This is a genomic window from Alphaproteobacteria bacterium (assembly GCA_041396705.1).
In the GTDB taxonomy this organism is placed as follows: domain Bacteria; phylum Pseudomonadota; class Alphaproteobacteria; order CALKHQ01; family CALKHQ01; genus CALKHQ01.
In genome coordinates this window covers 40,316-54,393 of the sequence record JAWKYB010000012.1, presented here as the reverse complement: position 1 = coordinate 54,393, position 14,078 = coordinate 40,316, and the positions used below count along the sequence as shown (strand labels likewise).

At 70.6% G+C, this 14,078-nt stretch carries 9 protein-coding genes, 1 pseudogene and 1 riboswitch; of the genes and pseudogenes, 8 read left to right on the top strand and 2 right to left on the bottom strand.

Features of this window, described 5'->3' with window-relative positions; all coding sequences use genetic code 11:
- Window positions 1-11: 11 nt before the first annotated feature.
- On the bottom strand, window positions 12-1,187 hold the full coding sequence (locus tag R3F55_17275) for an acetoin utilization protein AcuC (GenBank protein ID MEZ5669153.1): 1,176 nt from the start codon (window positions 1,185-1,187) through the stop codon (window positions 12-14).
- A gap of 7 nt (window positions 1,188-1,194) precedes the next feature.
- Window positions 1,195-1,302, top strand: a riboswitch (TPP riboswitch).
- 60 nt (window positions 1,303-1,362) lie between these two features.
- On the opposite strand from R3F55_17275, the gene R3F55_17270 reads away from it, so the two are divergent.
- From R3F55_17270 to R3F55_17255, 4 genes are all read left to right on the top strand, one after another.
- On the top strand, window positions 1,363-2,097 hold the full coding sequence (locus tag R3F55_17270; GenBank protein ID MEZ5669152.1) for an ABC transporter ATP-binding protein: 735 nt from the start codon (window positions 1,363-1,365) through the stop codon (window positions 2,095-2,097).
- Entirely contained in the window at window positions 2,097-2,864 is a 768-nt protein-coding gene (locus R3F55_17265) for an ABC transporter permease (protein MEZ5669151.1), read from the top strand. Before R3F55_17270 ends, R3F55_17265 begins: the two co-directional genes overlap by 1 nt.
- A 19-nt stretch (window positions 2,865-2,883) precedes the next feature.
- Window positions 2,884-3,828, top strand: a complete 945-nt coding sequence (locus tag R3F55_17260) for an ABC transporter substrate-binding protein (protein MEZ5669150.1) — start codon at window positions 2,884-2,886, stop codon at window positions 3,826-3,828.
- A 76-nt stretch (window positions 3,829-3,904) separates the two neighbouring features.
- Window positions 3,905-4,732, top strand: coding sequence for a universal stress protein (locus R3F55_17255; protein ID MEZ5669149.1), 828 nt, complete (start codon window positions 3,905-3,907; stop codon window positions 4,730-4,732).
- An 11-nt stretch (window positions 4,733-4,743) separates the two neighbouring features.
- Here R3F55_17255 and R3F55_17250 read toward each other — a convergent pair whose 3' ends face one another.
- Window positions 4,744-6,231 carry a sodium:proton antiporter gene (locus tag R3F55_17250; GenBank protein ID MEZ5669148.1) on the bottom strand — a complete coding sequence of 496 codons (1,488 nt, stop codon included), beginning with the start codon at window positions 6,229-6,231 and terminating at the stop codon, window positions 4,744-4,746.
- A gap of 210 nt (window positions 6,232-6,441) precedes the next feature.
- Here R3F55_17250 and R3F55_17245 point away from each other — a divergent pair, with 210 nt between their 5' ends.
- The 4 genes and pseudogenes from R3F55_17245 (at window position 6,442) to R3F55_17230 (ending at window position 14,078) form a co-directional block, all read left to right on the top strand.
- On the top strand, window positions 6,442-7,473 hold the full coding sequence (locus R3F55_17245) for a TAXI family TRAP transporter solute-binding subunit (protein ID MEZ5669147.1): 1,032 nt from the start codon (window positions 6,442-6,444) through the stop codon (window positions 7,471-7,473).
- A 106-nt stretch (window positions 7,474-7,579) separates the two neighbouring features.
- Window positions 7,580-9,694, top strand: coding sequence for a TRAP transporter fused permease subunit (locus R3F55_17240; protein ID MEZ5669146.1), 2,115 nt, complete (start codon window positions 7,580-7,582; stop codon window positions 9,692-9,694).
- Window positions 9,695-9,749: 55 nt separating this feature from the next.
- Window positions 9,750-10,207, top strand: a pseudogene (locus R3F55_17235) (carbon monoxide dehydrogenase subunit G).
- Between the two features lie 481 nt (window positions 10,208-10,688).
- Entirely contained in the window at window positions 10,689-14,078 is a 3,390-nt protein-coding gene (locus tag R3F55_17230) for a YdbH domain-containing protein (GenBank protein MEZ5669145.1), read from the top strand.

Genomic DNA, 14,078 nt, shown 5'->3' with positions numbered 1-14,078 from the left:
TTGCGCGCCGCTCAGGGCGCGAGCGCGGCAGCGGCCACCTGCTCGACTGCCGGGCGAATCGGACCTTTTCGTGGCGGATCGGCCAACGTGGTGAACCAGTGCGCCGGCGGGTTGCGGCCGGCCTGCCGGTGCCAGGTCAGCGACCGCAGCACCGCCTCGGCCGCCGGCGGCAGCCGGTCGGGAATCGGCTGGCCGTTCAGCGTCGCCCAGACCCCCGCCCAGCAGCGGCCGACCGACCAGGGATTGTAGCCGCCGCCGCCCAGCACCAGCCGGCGCGGCGCCAGCGCCATCGCCCGCGCCACCGCATGCCACAGCGCGCGGTTCGACAGGCCGAGCTTGCTCATCGGATCGTCGGCCAGCGCGTCGGCGCCGCACTGGATCACCACCGCTTCCGGCGCAAAGGTGCGCCCCAGCGGCACCACCACCTCGTCGATCAGCAAGGCCATCTCGCTGTCGTTGAAGTCGCGCGGCACCGGCAGGTTCCGGGCCATGCCGCCGGCGCGGTCGTCGGCCGCGCCGGTGAACGGCCAGCGGCTCTGTTCGTGGATCGACACGGTCAGCACGCGGTCGTCGTCGGCAAACGCGTCCTGCACCCCGTCGCCGTGATGGGCGTCGACGTCGACGTAGTAGATCCGGCGCAGACCCTGGTCGAGCAAGCCGAGGATCGCCAGCACTGGGTCGTTGAAATAGCAGAACCCGCTGGCCCGGTCGGCCCGGCCGTGGTGGGTGCCGCCGGCCGGGCTGTAGACGGTGCCGCCGTCGCGCAGCAGGCCGGCAGCCAGGATGGCAGCGCCGGAGGCGGTGGCCGGCCGCCGGAACATCTCGGCGAAGACGGGGTTGTCGATCCGACCCAGGTTGTAGCGCTCGCGCACCGCTGCGCTGACCTGCTGGCTCTCCTCCGCCTCGATCACCGCCCGGATGTAGTCGGGGTCGTGAAAGCGCGCGAGCTGGGCCGGTGTGGCGCGCGGGCTGTCGACATAGACTTCCTCTGGAAGCCAGCCGAGCGCGCGGCACAGGTCGATGGTGGTCGACACCCGCGGAATCGCCAGCGGGTGCTTCGGCCCGTAGGACGACAGCCGATAGATCTCGCTGCCGATGAACACCGGCGCCGCCGCGGGGTCGGGCAGCCGGGCCGCCGGCAGGGCATCGGTGACGGCGGGCTTGCCAAACGGGTCGTCGGGTCCCATCCTCTTTTCCAGCACTAGGGGGAGCCGCCCGGGCGGCTGAGAGGCTTCGTGAGAGAAGCGACCCCTTGAACCTGATCCGGTTCGCACCGGCGTAGGAATAGTGGCGTTGCACACCGAAGTCGACCAGCCGTCCGACATCACCCCGCTTCGCAACCCGGCCGCGCCGGGCGTGCACATGCGCCGTGCGCACCTGGACTATGGCGGCACGGTGCTGTTCGACGACCTGTCGCTGCACCTGCCGGGCGGGCGCTGGACCGCCATGCTGGGCCCCAGCGGTGTCGGCAAGACCAGCCTGTTGCGCATGATCGCCGGGTTGCAGCCCGGGGCCGAGGTCGCCGACGACGAGGGCCGGCCGCTGGCCGGCCGGGTCGCCTGGATGGCCCAGGCCGACCTGCTGCTGCCCTGGGCGAGCGCGGTCGACAACGTTGTCATCGGCGCGCGGCTGCGCGGCGAACGCCCCGACCGGGCGGGCGCGCGCGACCTGCTCGGCCGCGTCGGGCTGGCGCGGCGGGCCGACGCCAGGCCGGCGGAACTGTCGGGCGGCGAGCGCCAGCGGGTGGCGCTGGCCCGCACGCTGATGGAAGACCGGCCCATCGTGCTGATGGACGAGCCCTTCTCCGCGCTGGACGCCGTCACCCGCGCCCAGCTGCAGGACCTGGCGGCGACGCTGCTGGACGGCCGCACGGTGCTGCTGATCACCCACGACCCGCTGGAGGCGCTGCGGCTGGGCGACAGCGTGCTGGTGCTCAGCGGCCAGCCGGCGCGCTTCGCGCCGCCGATCGGCCCGCCCGGCGCGCGGCCGCGGCCGGTGGACGACCCGATCCTGCTGCGCCAGCAGGGCGCGCTGCTGGCGCAGCTGGCCGGTCATGCGGCACCGGCGCCCGGCCGCGCCGCGGCGGGCGGGCGCTGATGACCCTGCTGCGTCCGCTGATCATTGCCGCCGTTCTGATCGGCGGCTGGGAGGCGTTCGTCCGGCTGACCGGGCAGCCGACCTTCATCCTGCCGCCGCCGAGCCTGGTCGCAGTGACGCTGGTCGAACGCAGCGACATCCTGGTCGGCCATTTCGGCGTGACCGTGGGCGAGATCCTGCTCGGCTTCGTCTGCGGCGCGCTGCTCGGCAGCGCATCCGCGCTGGCGCTGGCCTATTTCCGCGGCGCCCGGCGCTGGCTGCTGCCGCCGCTGGTGGTCAGCCAGGCGGTGCCGGTGTTCGCGCTGGCGCCGGTGCTGACGCTGTGGATCGGCTATGGCATCGGCTCCAAGGTCGCGATGGCCACGCTGATCATCTTCTTCCCGGTCACCGCGGCCTTCTACGACGGCCTGCGCCGCACCGACCCCGGTTGGCTGGACCAGGCCCGGGTGATGGGCGCAGACCGCTGGCGCACGCTGCTGCACCTGCAGCTGCCGGCCGCCCTGCCCGCCTGCGCCTCGGGCCTGCGCGTGGCCGCGGCGGTGGCGCCGATCGGCGCGGTGGTCGGCGAGTGGGTCGGCGCCTCGTCGGGGCTCGGCTATCTGATGCTGCACGCCAACGCCCGCGGCCAGGTCGACCTGATGTTCGCCGCGCTGGCGCTGCTCGCCGCCTTCTCGGTCGCGCTCTACTTCGGGCTCGACCACGCCCTGCGACGGCTGATGCCGTGGCAGCCGGACAGCGGCGAATCCCCGCGTCCCGCCTCATCCTAGCCCGCACGAGGAATCACCGATGACCCGAGCCTGCCGTGCCGTCGCCCTTGCCGCCACGCTTTCGCTCGTCGCCACCGTGGCGACGGCACAGGACCGCCTGACGGTCCTGCTGGACTGGTTCGTCAACCCCGATCACGCGCCGCTGGTCGTTGCGCAGGAACGGGGTATCTTCGCCGCGCACGGGCTCGAGGTAGAGCTGGTGGCGCCGGCGGACCCCAACGACCCGCCGAAGCTGGTCGCCGCCGGCCAGGCCGAGCTTGCCGTCGGCTACCAGCCACAACTGCACTTCCTGGTCAACGAGGGGCTGCCGCTGATGCGGGTCGGCACCCTGGTGGCGACCCCGCTGAACGCGCTGGTGGTGCTGGCGGATTCGGACATCCGGTCCGTCGCCGACCTGGCCGACCGGCGCATCGGCTACTCGGTCGCCGGCTTCGAAGACGCGCTGCTCGGCGCGATGCTGGAGCACAACGGCCTCGGCCTCGACGATGTCGAGCTGATCAACGTCAACTTCTCGCTGTCGCCGGCCCTGATGGCGGGCCAGGTCGACGCGGTGATCGGCGCGTTCCGCAATTTCGAGCTGAACCAGATGGCCATCGAAGGCATGCCGGGCCGCGCCTTCTATGTCGAGGAAGAGGGCGTGCCGAGCTACGACGAGCTGATCTTCCTGGCCCGTCCGGACATGGCCGGCGACCCGCGGCTCGGGCGTTTCATGCAGGCGCTGACCGAAGCGGTGCAGTACCTGGTCAACCACCCGGACGAGAGCTGGGCGATGTTCGTGGCCGCCTATCCGGAGCTGGACGACGAGCTCAACCGACGGGCCTGGGGCGATACGCTGGTGCGCTTCGCACTACGACCGGCCGCGCTCGACCGCGGCCGCTACCAGCGCTTCGCCGATTTCCTCGCCGGCCGCGGCCTGATCGACGCGCCGCCGCCGGTGGAGCGCTACGCGGTCGGCCTGGACTGACCGGCCGGGCGCGAATTGCAATCCGGGAAGGCGCACACTAGGGTCGCCCGACCGGAGCGGCAGAGCGGCCCAGACCATGAGCATCAAGACGATCCTGGTACACCTTGCCAACGACGCCGGGCATCGCGCCCGGCTGGACGCCGGCCGGGCATTGGCGCGCCGCTACCAGGCGCATCTGCTGCTGCTGTACATCACCTCGCCGGTGCACATGCCGGCCGCCGCCGCCGGCCGCGCCGCCTCCGCCGTGTATCTGGAGGAGGCGCACGAGCGGGCGCGCGAGCGCGCCGCCGAGATCGAGGCCGAGATGGCCCGCACCCGGATCGGGCCGGACATGTCGTGGGAATTCCGCATCGACGGCGGCAAGCACATCGAGGTACTGACCGAGTATTCCCATTTCGTCGACCTAGCGATCGTCGGCCAGCCGCCGGAGCGGGAAGCGACAGACCTGGTGACGCTGCACCGGCCCGACGACCTGGTGCTGACCGCGGGCTGCCCGGTGATGGTGATGCCCCCGGTGGCGGCGGCGCCGGACCTCACCGGACCGGTGCTGGTCGCCTGGAAGGCGTCGAAGGAGGCGAGCCGGGCCGTTCACGGCGCCCTGGCCTTCCTCGCCACGGCGCCGAAGGTCTATGTGCTGCCGGCGCGACGCAAGGGCGGGCTGGAGACGCCGGGCGTGATGATCGGCGACTACCTCGCCCGCCATGGCGCCGACGTCGAGGTGCTGCCGGAGGACGACGACCGCGGCGAGCCGGGCGAGCGCATCCGGGCGCGGGCCCGCGAGCTGGACTGCAAGCTGATCGTGATGGGTGCGTACAGCCGTTCGCGCCTGTCCGAATTCATCTTCGGCGGCACCACGCGGCACATGCTGTGCAACGTCGACGTGCCGGTGCTGATGTCGAACTGAGCGCCCGGCCGCTAGAGGAAGAACACCAGCGTGGTCAGCCCGAACAGCGGCATCAGTAGGACGATCGACCACACCATGTAGCCGAAGAAGCTCGGCATCTTGACGCCGCGCTCCTCGGCGATCGACCGCACCATGAAGTTGGGCGCGTTGCCGATGTAGGTGACGGCGCCCATGAACACGGCGCCGGCCGAGATCGCCAGCAGCGTGCCCGCATGTTCGGTCATCAGCGCGGTCGCGTCGCCGCTGGCGGTGTTGAAGAACACCAGATAGGTCGGCGCGTTGTCGAGGAAGCTGGACAGGATTCCGGTCAGCCAGAAATAGGCCGCGTCGACGGGCTGGCCGTCGGCACCGGTCACCGCGTCGACCACCACGCCGAGCGCGCCCGCCGAGCCCGCGCGCAGGATGGCGATCGCCGGCACGATGGTGATGAAGATGCCGGCGAACAGCTTGGCCACCTCCAGGATCGGGAACCAGGAGAAGCCGTTGGCGCGCCGGCTTTCGTTGCGGGTCAGCCACAGCGACAGCAGCGCCACGCCGACCAGCAGCGCCTCGCGCAGCACGTTCTGCAGCTCCAGCGGCACGTGATAGATCTCGAACGTGACCCCGGGCTTCCAGACGCCGCTGAGCAGGACGGCGGCGACCACGCCGGCCAGCAGCAGGATGTTGACCTTGCCCTCCACGCCGAGGTGGGTGAGCGCGTGCGCGGCCTCCTCCAGGTCGTCGCCGATGCCGGGCTTGTTGTGCTTGCCCTCGCGGGCGAACAGCACCGACTCGATCACGCCGTAGATCACCAGCAGCGCGACCGACAACAGCGCCATCGGCGCCAGCATGTGCACGGTCGGCCAGAAGAACGACACGCCCTTGAGGAAGCCGAGGAACAGCGGCGGGTCGCCCAGCGGCGACAGCGATCCGCCGATGTTGGCCACCAGGAAGATGAAGAAGACGACCGTGTGCACCTTGTAGCGACGGTCCTCGTTGGCGTTGAGCAGCGGGCGGATCAGCAGCATGGCAGCGCCGGTGGTACCCATCCAGCTGGCGATCACGGTGCCGAGAAACAGGATCGCGACGTTGACCCCGGGCGTGCCCTTCAGGCGGCCGGTCACCCGCACGCCGCCGGAGACCGTGAACAGCGCGAACAGCAGGATGATGAATGGCAGATACTCCAGCAGGGCGACGTGGATCAGCTCGTAGAGCGCCAGGTCGAAGCCGAAGGCGATGGTGAACGGGATCAGGAAGGCGAAGGCCCAGAACGCGCTGACCTTGCCGAAATTGTGGTGCCAGAAATTCGGCGCGAACAGCGGGAACAGCGCGATCGAAAGCAGGATGCCGACGAACGGGACGATCCAGAAGATGCCGAGCTCGGCGCCGTCCAGGTGCGGCGCACCCTCGGCCTCGGCGGCCACGGCGGTCGCGCCTGCGGTCAGCCACAGCGCGGCCGCCCCCGCGGCCGCGGCGGCACTGCGCCGGGCGATGGTCATCCGTGTTGGAGCGATGGCCATCGGCCTCCCCGTCGGTCTCGGTGCGGGCTCGGCGAAGCCCAAAGCCCCGCCTTATAGAGTGACCGCGCGCGACGATCCAGGGCGAAGCGGCACGGCCGCGCGCCTTGCCCAAAGCTTGGGCAGCGCCGCCGCCGCTACGGTCAGCGCGGTTGACGCACCCGCACGCCGCTCCATTATGGGTCACAAGCATTCATTGAGGGAGCGATGGACATGATCGACCGGACACGACGCGGCTGCCTGGCCGCCCTGGCGGCGGGAGTGATGGCAACCAGCCTGACGCTGCCGGCCAATGCGCAGGACGACGCCTCCTACATCCTGGCGACCGCGACCACCGGCGGCACCTACTATCCGGTCGGCGTGGCGATCGCGACCCTGGTCAAGATCAAGCTGGAGGCGGCGCAGCATTTCACCCTGTCGGCGATCTCGTCGGCCGGCTCGGCCGAGAACATCGCGCTGATGCGCGACGGCAATGTGCAGTTCTCGATCCTGCAGGGCCTCTACGGCGCCTGGGCGGCCGACGGCAGCGGCGCGCTGGCGGCGGACGGTCCGCAGGCGAACCTGCGCTCGGTCAGCATGCTGTGGCAGAATGTCGAGCACTTCGTGCTGCTCAGCCACATGGCGCCGACCGGCACCATCGACGACCTCGGCCAGATCGGCGACGAGCCGTTCGCCATCGGCGCGAAGAACAGCGGCACCGAGGGTTCCGGCCTCACCATCCTCGGCAATCTCGGCTTCGACATCGAGGCGATGAACCTGGTCGATGCGGGCGGCTACAGCTCCACCGCCGATGCGCTGCAGAACGGCAACGTGGTCGGCATGAACGTGCCGGCCGGTGTGCCGGTCAGCGCGATGACGCGGGTTGCGGCGGCGATGGGCGACACCATCCGGGTGCTCGACTTCACCGACGAGCAGATGGCCCGGGCCAACGGCAGCTTCGACGGCCTGTGGACGCGATACGTGATCCCGGCGGACACCTATCCGGGCCAGACCGCGGAGATCGCCACCGTCGCGCAGCCGAACTTCCTGGCGGTCAACGCCGACGTGTCGGAAGAGCACGTCTACCTGATCACCAAGGCGATGTACGAGAATCTCGACTTCCTCAACAACATCCATGCCGCCACCACGGTGATGGCACTGGACAAGGCGATCGACGGCCTGCCGTTGCCGCTGCACCCGGGCGCGATCCGCTACTACGAGGAAGTCGGGCTGACCATTCCGGACCGCCTGCGGCCGGCCAACTAGCCCGCACGATCCGGCTCATGCACCGAAGCTGCCAGCGGGGTGGCCCCGGCCGCCCCGCGGGCCTGCGCGCGGCCGCGGTCGCGTGAGCGACCCGCAAGCAACGCCCGTGTCGCCGCTGGACGAAGCCGACGACGCCGGGTTGCGGACCCTGCCGGGCTGGCTGACCGGTCCCACCACCGTGTTCGCGGTGGCGCTGGTCCTGGTCCACATCTACTGGAACACCTTCGGCATCGTGTCCGACCTGTGGAAGGCGGCGATCCACTTCGGCGGCTTCGGGCTGCTGACCGCCTTCTATCTGGCCCCGCGGCGGCGGTGGCAGGACGGCGGACCCAGGGCGCTGATCGCCGTCGACGTCGCGCTCGGCATCCTGGTGCTGGTCGCATCGCTGTCGATCGCGCTCGCCGAGCGCGCCGTCTACGAGCGCGGAACGGCCTTCGCCTGGTCCGACTGGGTGGCCACGCTGTTCTGTCTGGTGATGGTGCTGGAGCTGGCCCGCCGGGTGGCCGGCCTGATCATTCCGATCATCGTGCTGGTGGCGCTCGCCTACATGCTGTTCCTCGGCCAATACATCGAGGGCCTGCTGCATTGGCCGGGCTGGCCGCTCGACAACACCTTGTTCCGGCTGTTCTATTCCGTCGACGAGGGCATGTTCGGCAGCGTCGCGGTGATCTCGGCGACCAGCGTGTTCATGTTCATCGTGTTCGGCGCCTTCCTGGTGCGGTCCGGCGCATCCGACTTCGTGGTCGACTTCGCCCGCATCGCGGTCGGCCGCCTGGTCGGCGGCCCCGGCTTCGTCGCGGTGTTCAGCTCCGGCCTGATGGGCACCATCTCCGGCAGCGCCATCGCCAACACCGCGGCCACCGGCGTGATCACCATTCCGCTGATGAAGCGCACCGGTTTCCCGGCCAAGTTCGCCGCCGGGGTGGAGGCGGCCGCGTCGACCGGCGGCCAGCTGATGCCGCCGATCATGGGCGCCGGCGCCTTCATCATGGCGAACTACACCCAGATCCCCTACGGCCACATCGTGGCGGTCTCGGTGCTGCCCGCCCTGCTCTATTTCCTCAGCGTCGGCTTCTACGTGCGCTCGGCGGCCCGCAAGCACGACCTGAAGCCCGACCTTGGCCTGCGGCCGGCGTTCGGCCGGCTGCTGCTCGAGCGCGGCGCGGTGTTCATCCTGCCGGTGGCCACGCTGATCGGCCTGCTGGTCTACGGCTACACCCCGAACAACGCGGCCGGCATCGCCATCGCCGTGGTCATCGCGGCTTCGTGGCTGTCGCGCGAGCCGATGGGCGCGGCCAAGATCGTGCAGGCGCTGGAGCTGGGCGCCAAGGGCATGGTCCGGCTGGCACCCCTGCTGGTGGCGGTCGGCGGCCTGACCATGGTCATCCAGAGCACCGGGGCGGGCAACACCATCTCGCTGATGATGGTGCAGTGGGCCGGCGGCAACCTGCTGATCGCGCTGATTCTGATCGCCCTGGCGTCGCTGGTCCTCGGCATGGGGCTGCCGGTGGTCGCCGCCTATGTGGTGCTGGCAACCCTGGCGGCACCGGCGCTGCGCGACCTGATCACCCAGGCCGAGCTGATCAAGCTGGTGATGGCGGGGTCGGCGCCGGGCACGCTGCAGGCCGGGCTGATGCTGACGGCGCCGGACCTGCTGTCGGTGCTCGGCCAGCCGATGAGCGCGGCGCAGGCCGCCCAGGTGGTCGCCGCCATCCCGCCCGAGCTGTACGGATCGGTCGTCGACGAGTCGATGTCGCTGGCGCAGGTGACCGCGGCCCTGCTCGCCGGCCACATGATCATCTTCTGGCTGTCGCAGGACAGCAACGTCACCCCGCCGGTCTGCCTGGCCGCGTTCACCGCCGCGACCATCGCCAAGACACCGCCGATGGCAACGGGATTCGCCGCGTGGCGGATCGCCAAGGGCCTCTACGTCGTGCCGCTGCTGTTCGCCTACCAGCCGTTCCTGTCGGGCAACTGGGACGATGCCCTGCTGGTGTTCGGCCTGGGCCTGGTCGCGGTCTATGCCAGCGTCGGCGCGCTGGAGGGCTGGCTGGAGTACCGCCTCAACCCGGTCGAGCGCATCCTTGCCGGCACGCTGGCCGTGGCGCTGATCTGGCCGCTGCCGTTGTGGCTGCACGGCATCGGCATCGGCGCCTTCGCGCTGTTCTTCGCCAGCCACCTGGTCCGCGGACGTCTTGCGGCCCGGCGTTCCGCGCCATAGGTTTCTGCGGAATCAACGCCGCAAACGGCTCGCGCCACGAAGGGGGACCTGCATCATGGACATGACCGGCGAATATCGGATCCCCGCCCCCGCCAGAAGGTGTGGGATGCCCTGAACGACCCGGAAATCCTGAAGCAGGCCATCCCCGGCTGCGAGGAGATCGAGAAGGAGTCCGACACCAGCTTCTCGGCCAAGGTGACCGCCAAGCTTGGCCCGGTGAAGGCACGCTTCGGCGGCGCCGTCACGCTCTCCGACCTCAACCCGCCGGAAAGCTATACCATCAGCGGCGAGGGCAAGGGCGGCGCGGCCGGCTTCGCCAAGGGCGGCGCCAAGGTCCACCTGGCCGAGGACGGCGACGAAACCGTGCTGACCTATGAGGTCAACGCCTCCGTCGGCGGCAAGATCGCCCAGCTGGGCGGCCGGCTGATCGACAGCACCGCGCGCAAGATGGCCGAGCAGTTCTTCGGCAAGTTCGCCGAGATTGTCGCCGGCGGCGCCGCGACCGCGGCGGAGCCCGCCGCAGCCGCCGTCCCGGCCGAGCCCGCCGTGCCCCCGGTGCCGCCCGTGCCCCCGGTGCCTGCCGAACCCGCGGTGCCCGCCGCGCCAGCCGAACCGGCGGTGCCGCCGGCGCCGGCGGTCGCAGCCACGCCGGCCGCGCCGGCACATCCTGCCGCGCCGCCGTCGGCGCCGGACGCCGAGGAGGATGAAAGCAACACGGTCGCCAGCCACCTGCATGCCAAGATGGAGGAGGCGCGCACCGAGGAAAAGGTCAGCATGACCAACCCCTACCTGTGGGTTGGCGCGGTGATCGGCATCGTGATCCTGCTGCTGGTCCTGTGGGCGGTCGGCGTGTTCTGACCGTTCGGCGCCGGCGACCCGCGTCGGCGGTCTTCGCAGCGCGCATCGCGACCCCACCCCGCTGGGCATGGCGGTTCGATGAAATGCGCGATAGGCTGGGGCCGTGGACGAAGAGACGGCGACAGCGCGGCAAGGCATGACCGCAGGGCGCAAGAAGCGCCGCTGGTGGCTTTGGATTCTCGGCGGGATCGGCGGCCTGCTGCTGGTGCTGGTCGGCGGCGCGGTGTTCGTGCTCGACCGCTATGCCGGCGACATCGTGCGCCAGGCGCTGACCGACGCCGCGCTGCCGAACCCGCGGCTGGACATCGAACATATCGGCCTGTCGAGCAGCCGCATGGTCGATATCCGCATCGGCGACGCCGACGAGCTGGTCGCCGACGCGGTCGAGCTGGAATACGACCTGTTCGACCTGATCGACCTGTCGCCCGAAGACCTGACCATCCGGCTGACGCGCCCGACGATCCATCTGTCGGTCGACGAGAACGGTGCGGTCTCGCTGGGTTCGCTCGACGCCCTGCTCGGCGGCGCCGGCGCGCCGAGCGATGAGACCGGCCCGGCGACGACGCCGTCCGGCGGCGCAGCGGCGGCGCCCTTCGACCGGCTGGTCCTCGACGACGCCACGGTCGTGCTGGACACGCCCGACGGCAGCCTCACCGCGCACGCCAGCGGCACCATCGACAGCGAGAGCGACGGCGGCTTCGCGATCGATCTCGCGCTCAAGGCCGACAATGAGACGGCCGTGCTGGACGCCGACGTGACAGCGACCGTCGGCCCGACCGGTGCGATCGATGGCCAGGCGACCCTGCGCGCCCTGACCGCCCGCACGCCTTGGGGCGACGCCGAGGACGGCACCGGCACCGTCGCCGTCGCCTGGCCGGGCGAAGGCCTGCCCACGGGGACTGCCGACCTGGCCTTCGCCAGCCTGCGCATCCCCGGCGCGCTGTTGCCGCCGGCACTGTCGACGGCGGATGGCGACATGACCCTGCACGACGTCGCCGTCGCGGCCTCGTTCGACGGAACCGCCCTGGCGGCCAGGGTGGCCGCGGCGGACACGACCGGCGAGAACGCCCTCTCGGTCGAGATCGACACGCCCGACCTGTTCGCCGGCGGCTCGGCGACCGTGGCCGTGGACCTCGCCAGCGCCGGCGACACCCTGCTATGGCCGCTGCGCACCGACTGGACCGGCGGCGGCAGCCTGACCGCGTCGGCGACGGGCACCGTGACCGTGCCGCCGATCGCCGCGCTGGCGGCGGACCCGGCGGCGGCAATGGCCGAGGCGGAGGGCAAGCTGACCCTGCAGTGGCTGCTCGGCGAGGCAACCGTGCCCGGGCTGGGCCAGGACATCGCCTCGGTCGGCGATGTGACGGTCACGCTCGCCGAAGGCAGGGCGACCCTGGCCAGCGACGATCCGGTCGAGCTGCGCATCGGCGCGCTCGACCCGGCCGCGCTCGCCGGCCTCGCCGAGTCCGACCCGCAATGGGAACCGATCCTGGCCCGCGACTTCGCCGGACGGATCGATCTGGCCGTCGAGGGCCGGCCGACCCGGTCGCTGACCCTGTCGCTGGCCGGCACGGCGGACGGCTGGACCGCAGAGGGCGACATGACGGTGCTGGCCGCGACCGAAAGCGGCCCCCTGGTCGCCGCGGAGTTCACCGGCACGGTGCATTCCGGCGAGGACGTGACCGTCGAGCTGACCGACCTGTCGCTCTATGCCTCGGACATCGATACGCCGGCCGCCAAGGTCGGCGTGGCCGAGGTCGCCGGCCGTTTCGTCTGGCGCGACGGCCTGCCGGATTTCGACATGGCCGGCGCGTTCAGCGAGCTGAGCTTCACCGACCCCGCCCTGGCCTTCCCGCGGCTGGCTGTCGAGCTGGCGCTGGCGCCGCAGCCGGACGGCGCCCTGGCCGGCCCGTTGACGATGAGCTTTGCCGACGCCGGCGGCGCCATCGACGACGTCGCCATGACCGGGCTGTCCGGCGACCTGACCGGCCGGCTGTCCTGGCAGGACAGCGTCGCCAGGCTCTATTTCACCGAGAACGCGGTGTTCCAGGTCGACGCGATGGACATCGACGGCGACGTGCTGCTGCCGGAGTCCTCGATCGTGCGCATCACCGCCAGCGAAAGCCCGGCGCTCGAGCTGGACCTGGACACGCCGGAGGGCTGGAGCCTGCGGCACAGCCTGAACATCGCGCCGCTGGACGCGCGCGGCTCCATCCGCATGGGCGACGAGCGGGTGCAGACCGCGCTGACCACCGGCGACGTCATCATGGAAGGCGGCTATCTGGAGGGCCGCTACGTGATGCAGATCGTGGTCAACGGCGTCGACGGCACCATGCCGTCGCGCGACTGGACCATCAACGGCGCCACCGTCACCATCGACTACGACGACAACGATACCACCGACCTGATCCGCATCCGCACATCGGCCCGGCGGATGAGCGCCAGCGAGACCCGCAGCAACCTGCCGCCGCTGGGCGTGCGCGCCGACCTGCGCTACGGCCTCGACGACATCATCCGCATCACCGCGCGCACCTTCGACGACCGCAACCTGCTGATCGGCGACGTCACGGTGACCCACGACGTCAACACCAATCGCGGCCGCGCCGATGTCGAGCTGCAGGACCTGATCTTCACCCCCGGCGTGCTGCAGCCATCGGACGTCAGCCCCGTGCTGGCCGATTTTGAGAACGTAACCGGTACGGTCGACGTCGACGGCGGCATCAGCTGGGCCGGGTCGACGATCACGCCGGACCTGGCGGTGCTGGTCAGGGACGTCAGCGGCTCCTACGACGACGTCGAGTTCACCCGCATGAACGCGGTGGTGCAGATCGCCGGGCTCAACCCGCTCCGCACGCAGCCCGACCAGCTGCTCTCGATCGCCAGCGTCGACCCCGGCGTGCCGATCAGCAATGCGGAGGTGCATTTCGCGATCGAGAACGGCGACACCCTGCGAATCGACCGGGCGACCTTCGACCTCGCCGACGGCGTCGTTTCCACCGAGAACCAAGCGCTGGTGTTCAGCAAGGAACAGCAGTCGATCGACCTGATCGTCACCGGCGTCAGCCTGCAGACGCTGCTGGAGTATGCCGACCTGGAGGACCTGCAGGCGGAAGGCACGCTGGACGGCGAGATCCCGATCACCGTCGTCGACGGCGAGGTGGTGATTCCCGAGGCGTTCCTGCATGCGCGCGAACCGGGCTTCATCCGTTACGATGCGGGCGAGAACCTGGATGCCGTCGGCGATTCCAACGAGGGCGTGGCGCTGATGGTCGACCTGCTGCGCAACTTCATGTTCGACGAGCTGACGCTGCGGCTGATGCGCCCGGTCGCCGGCGACATGCAGGCCGGATTTCGCATTCTCGGACGCAACCCGGACGTCTATGGTGGCGTCCCGGTCGATCTGACACTGAATGTGGACGGCCAGCTCGAGGACGTGATCCGCAACTCGCTTGAGATCTATCGCGTACCCGAGGCGATCCAGGACCTGATCCTGGACTACGGCTTCGAGGCGGTGGATCAGCAATGA

Bases quoted from the DNA above. Each gene is read 5' to 3' on its own strand.
- R3F55_17245 (MEZ5669147.1), top strand. From the start codon at position 6,442: ATGATCGACCGGACACGACGCGGCTGCCTGGCCGCCCTGGCGGCGGGA.
- R3F55_17250 (MEZ5669148.1), bottom strand. From the start codon at position 6,231: ATGGCCATCGCTCCAACACGGATGACCATCGCCCGGCGCAGTGCCGCC.
- R3F55_17230 (MEZ5669145.1), top strand. From the start codon at position 10,689: ATGACCGCAGGGCGCAAGAAGCGCCGCTGGTGGCTTTGGATTCTCGGC.
- R3F55_17270 (MEZ5669152.1), top strand. From the start codon at position 1,363: ATGCGCCGTGCGCACCTGGACTATGGCGGCACGGTGCTGTTCGACGAC.
- R3F55_17275 (MEZ5669153.1), bottom strand. From the start codon at position 1,187: ATGGGACCCGACGACCCGTTTGGCAAGCCCGCCGTCACCGATGCCCTG.
- R3F55_17260 (MEZ5669150.1), top strand. From the start codon at position 2,884: ATGACCCGAGCCTGCCGTGCCGTCGCCCTTGCCGCCACGCTTTCGCTC.
- R3F55_17265 (MEZ5669151.1), top strand. From the start codon at position 2,097: ATGACCCTGCTGCGTCCGCTGATCATTGCCGCCGTTCTGATCGGCGGC.
- R3F55_17255 (MEZ5669149.1), top strand. From the start codon at position 3,905: ATGAGCATCAAGACGATCCTGGTACACCTTGCCAACGACGCCGGGCAT.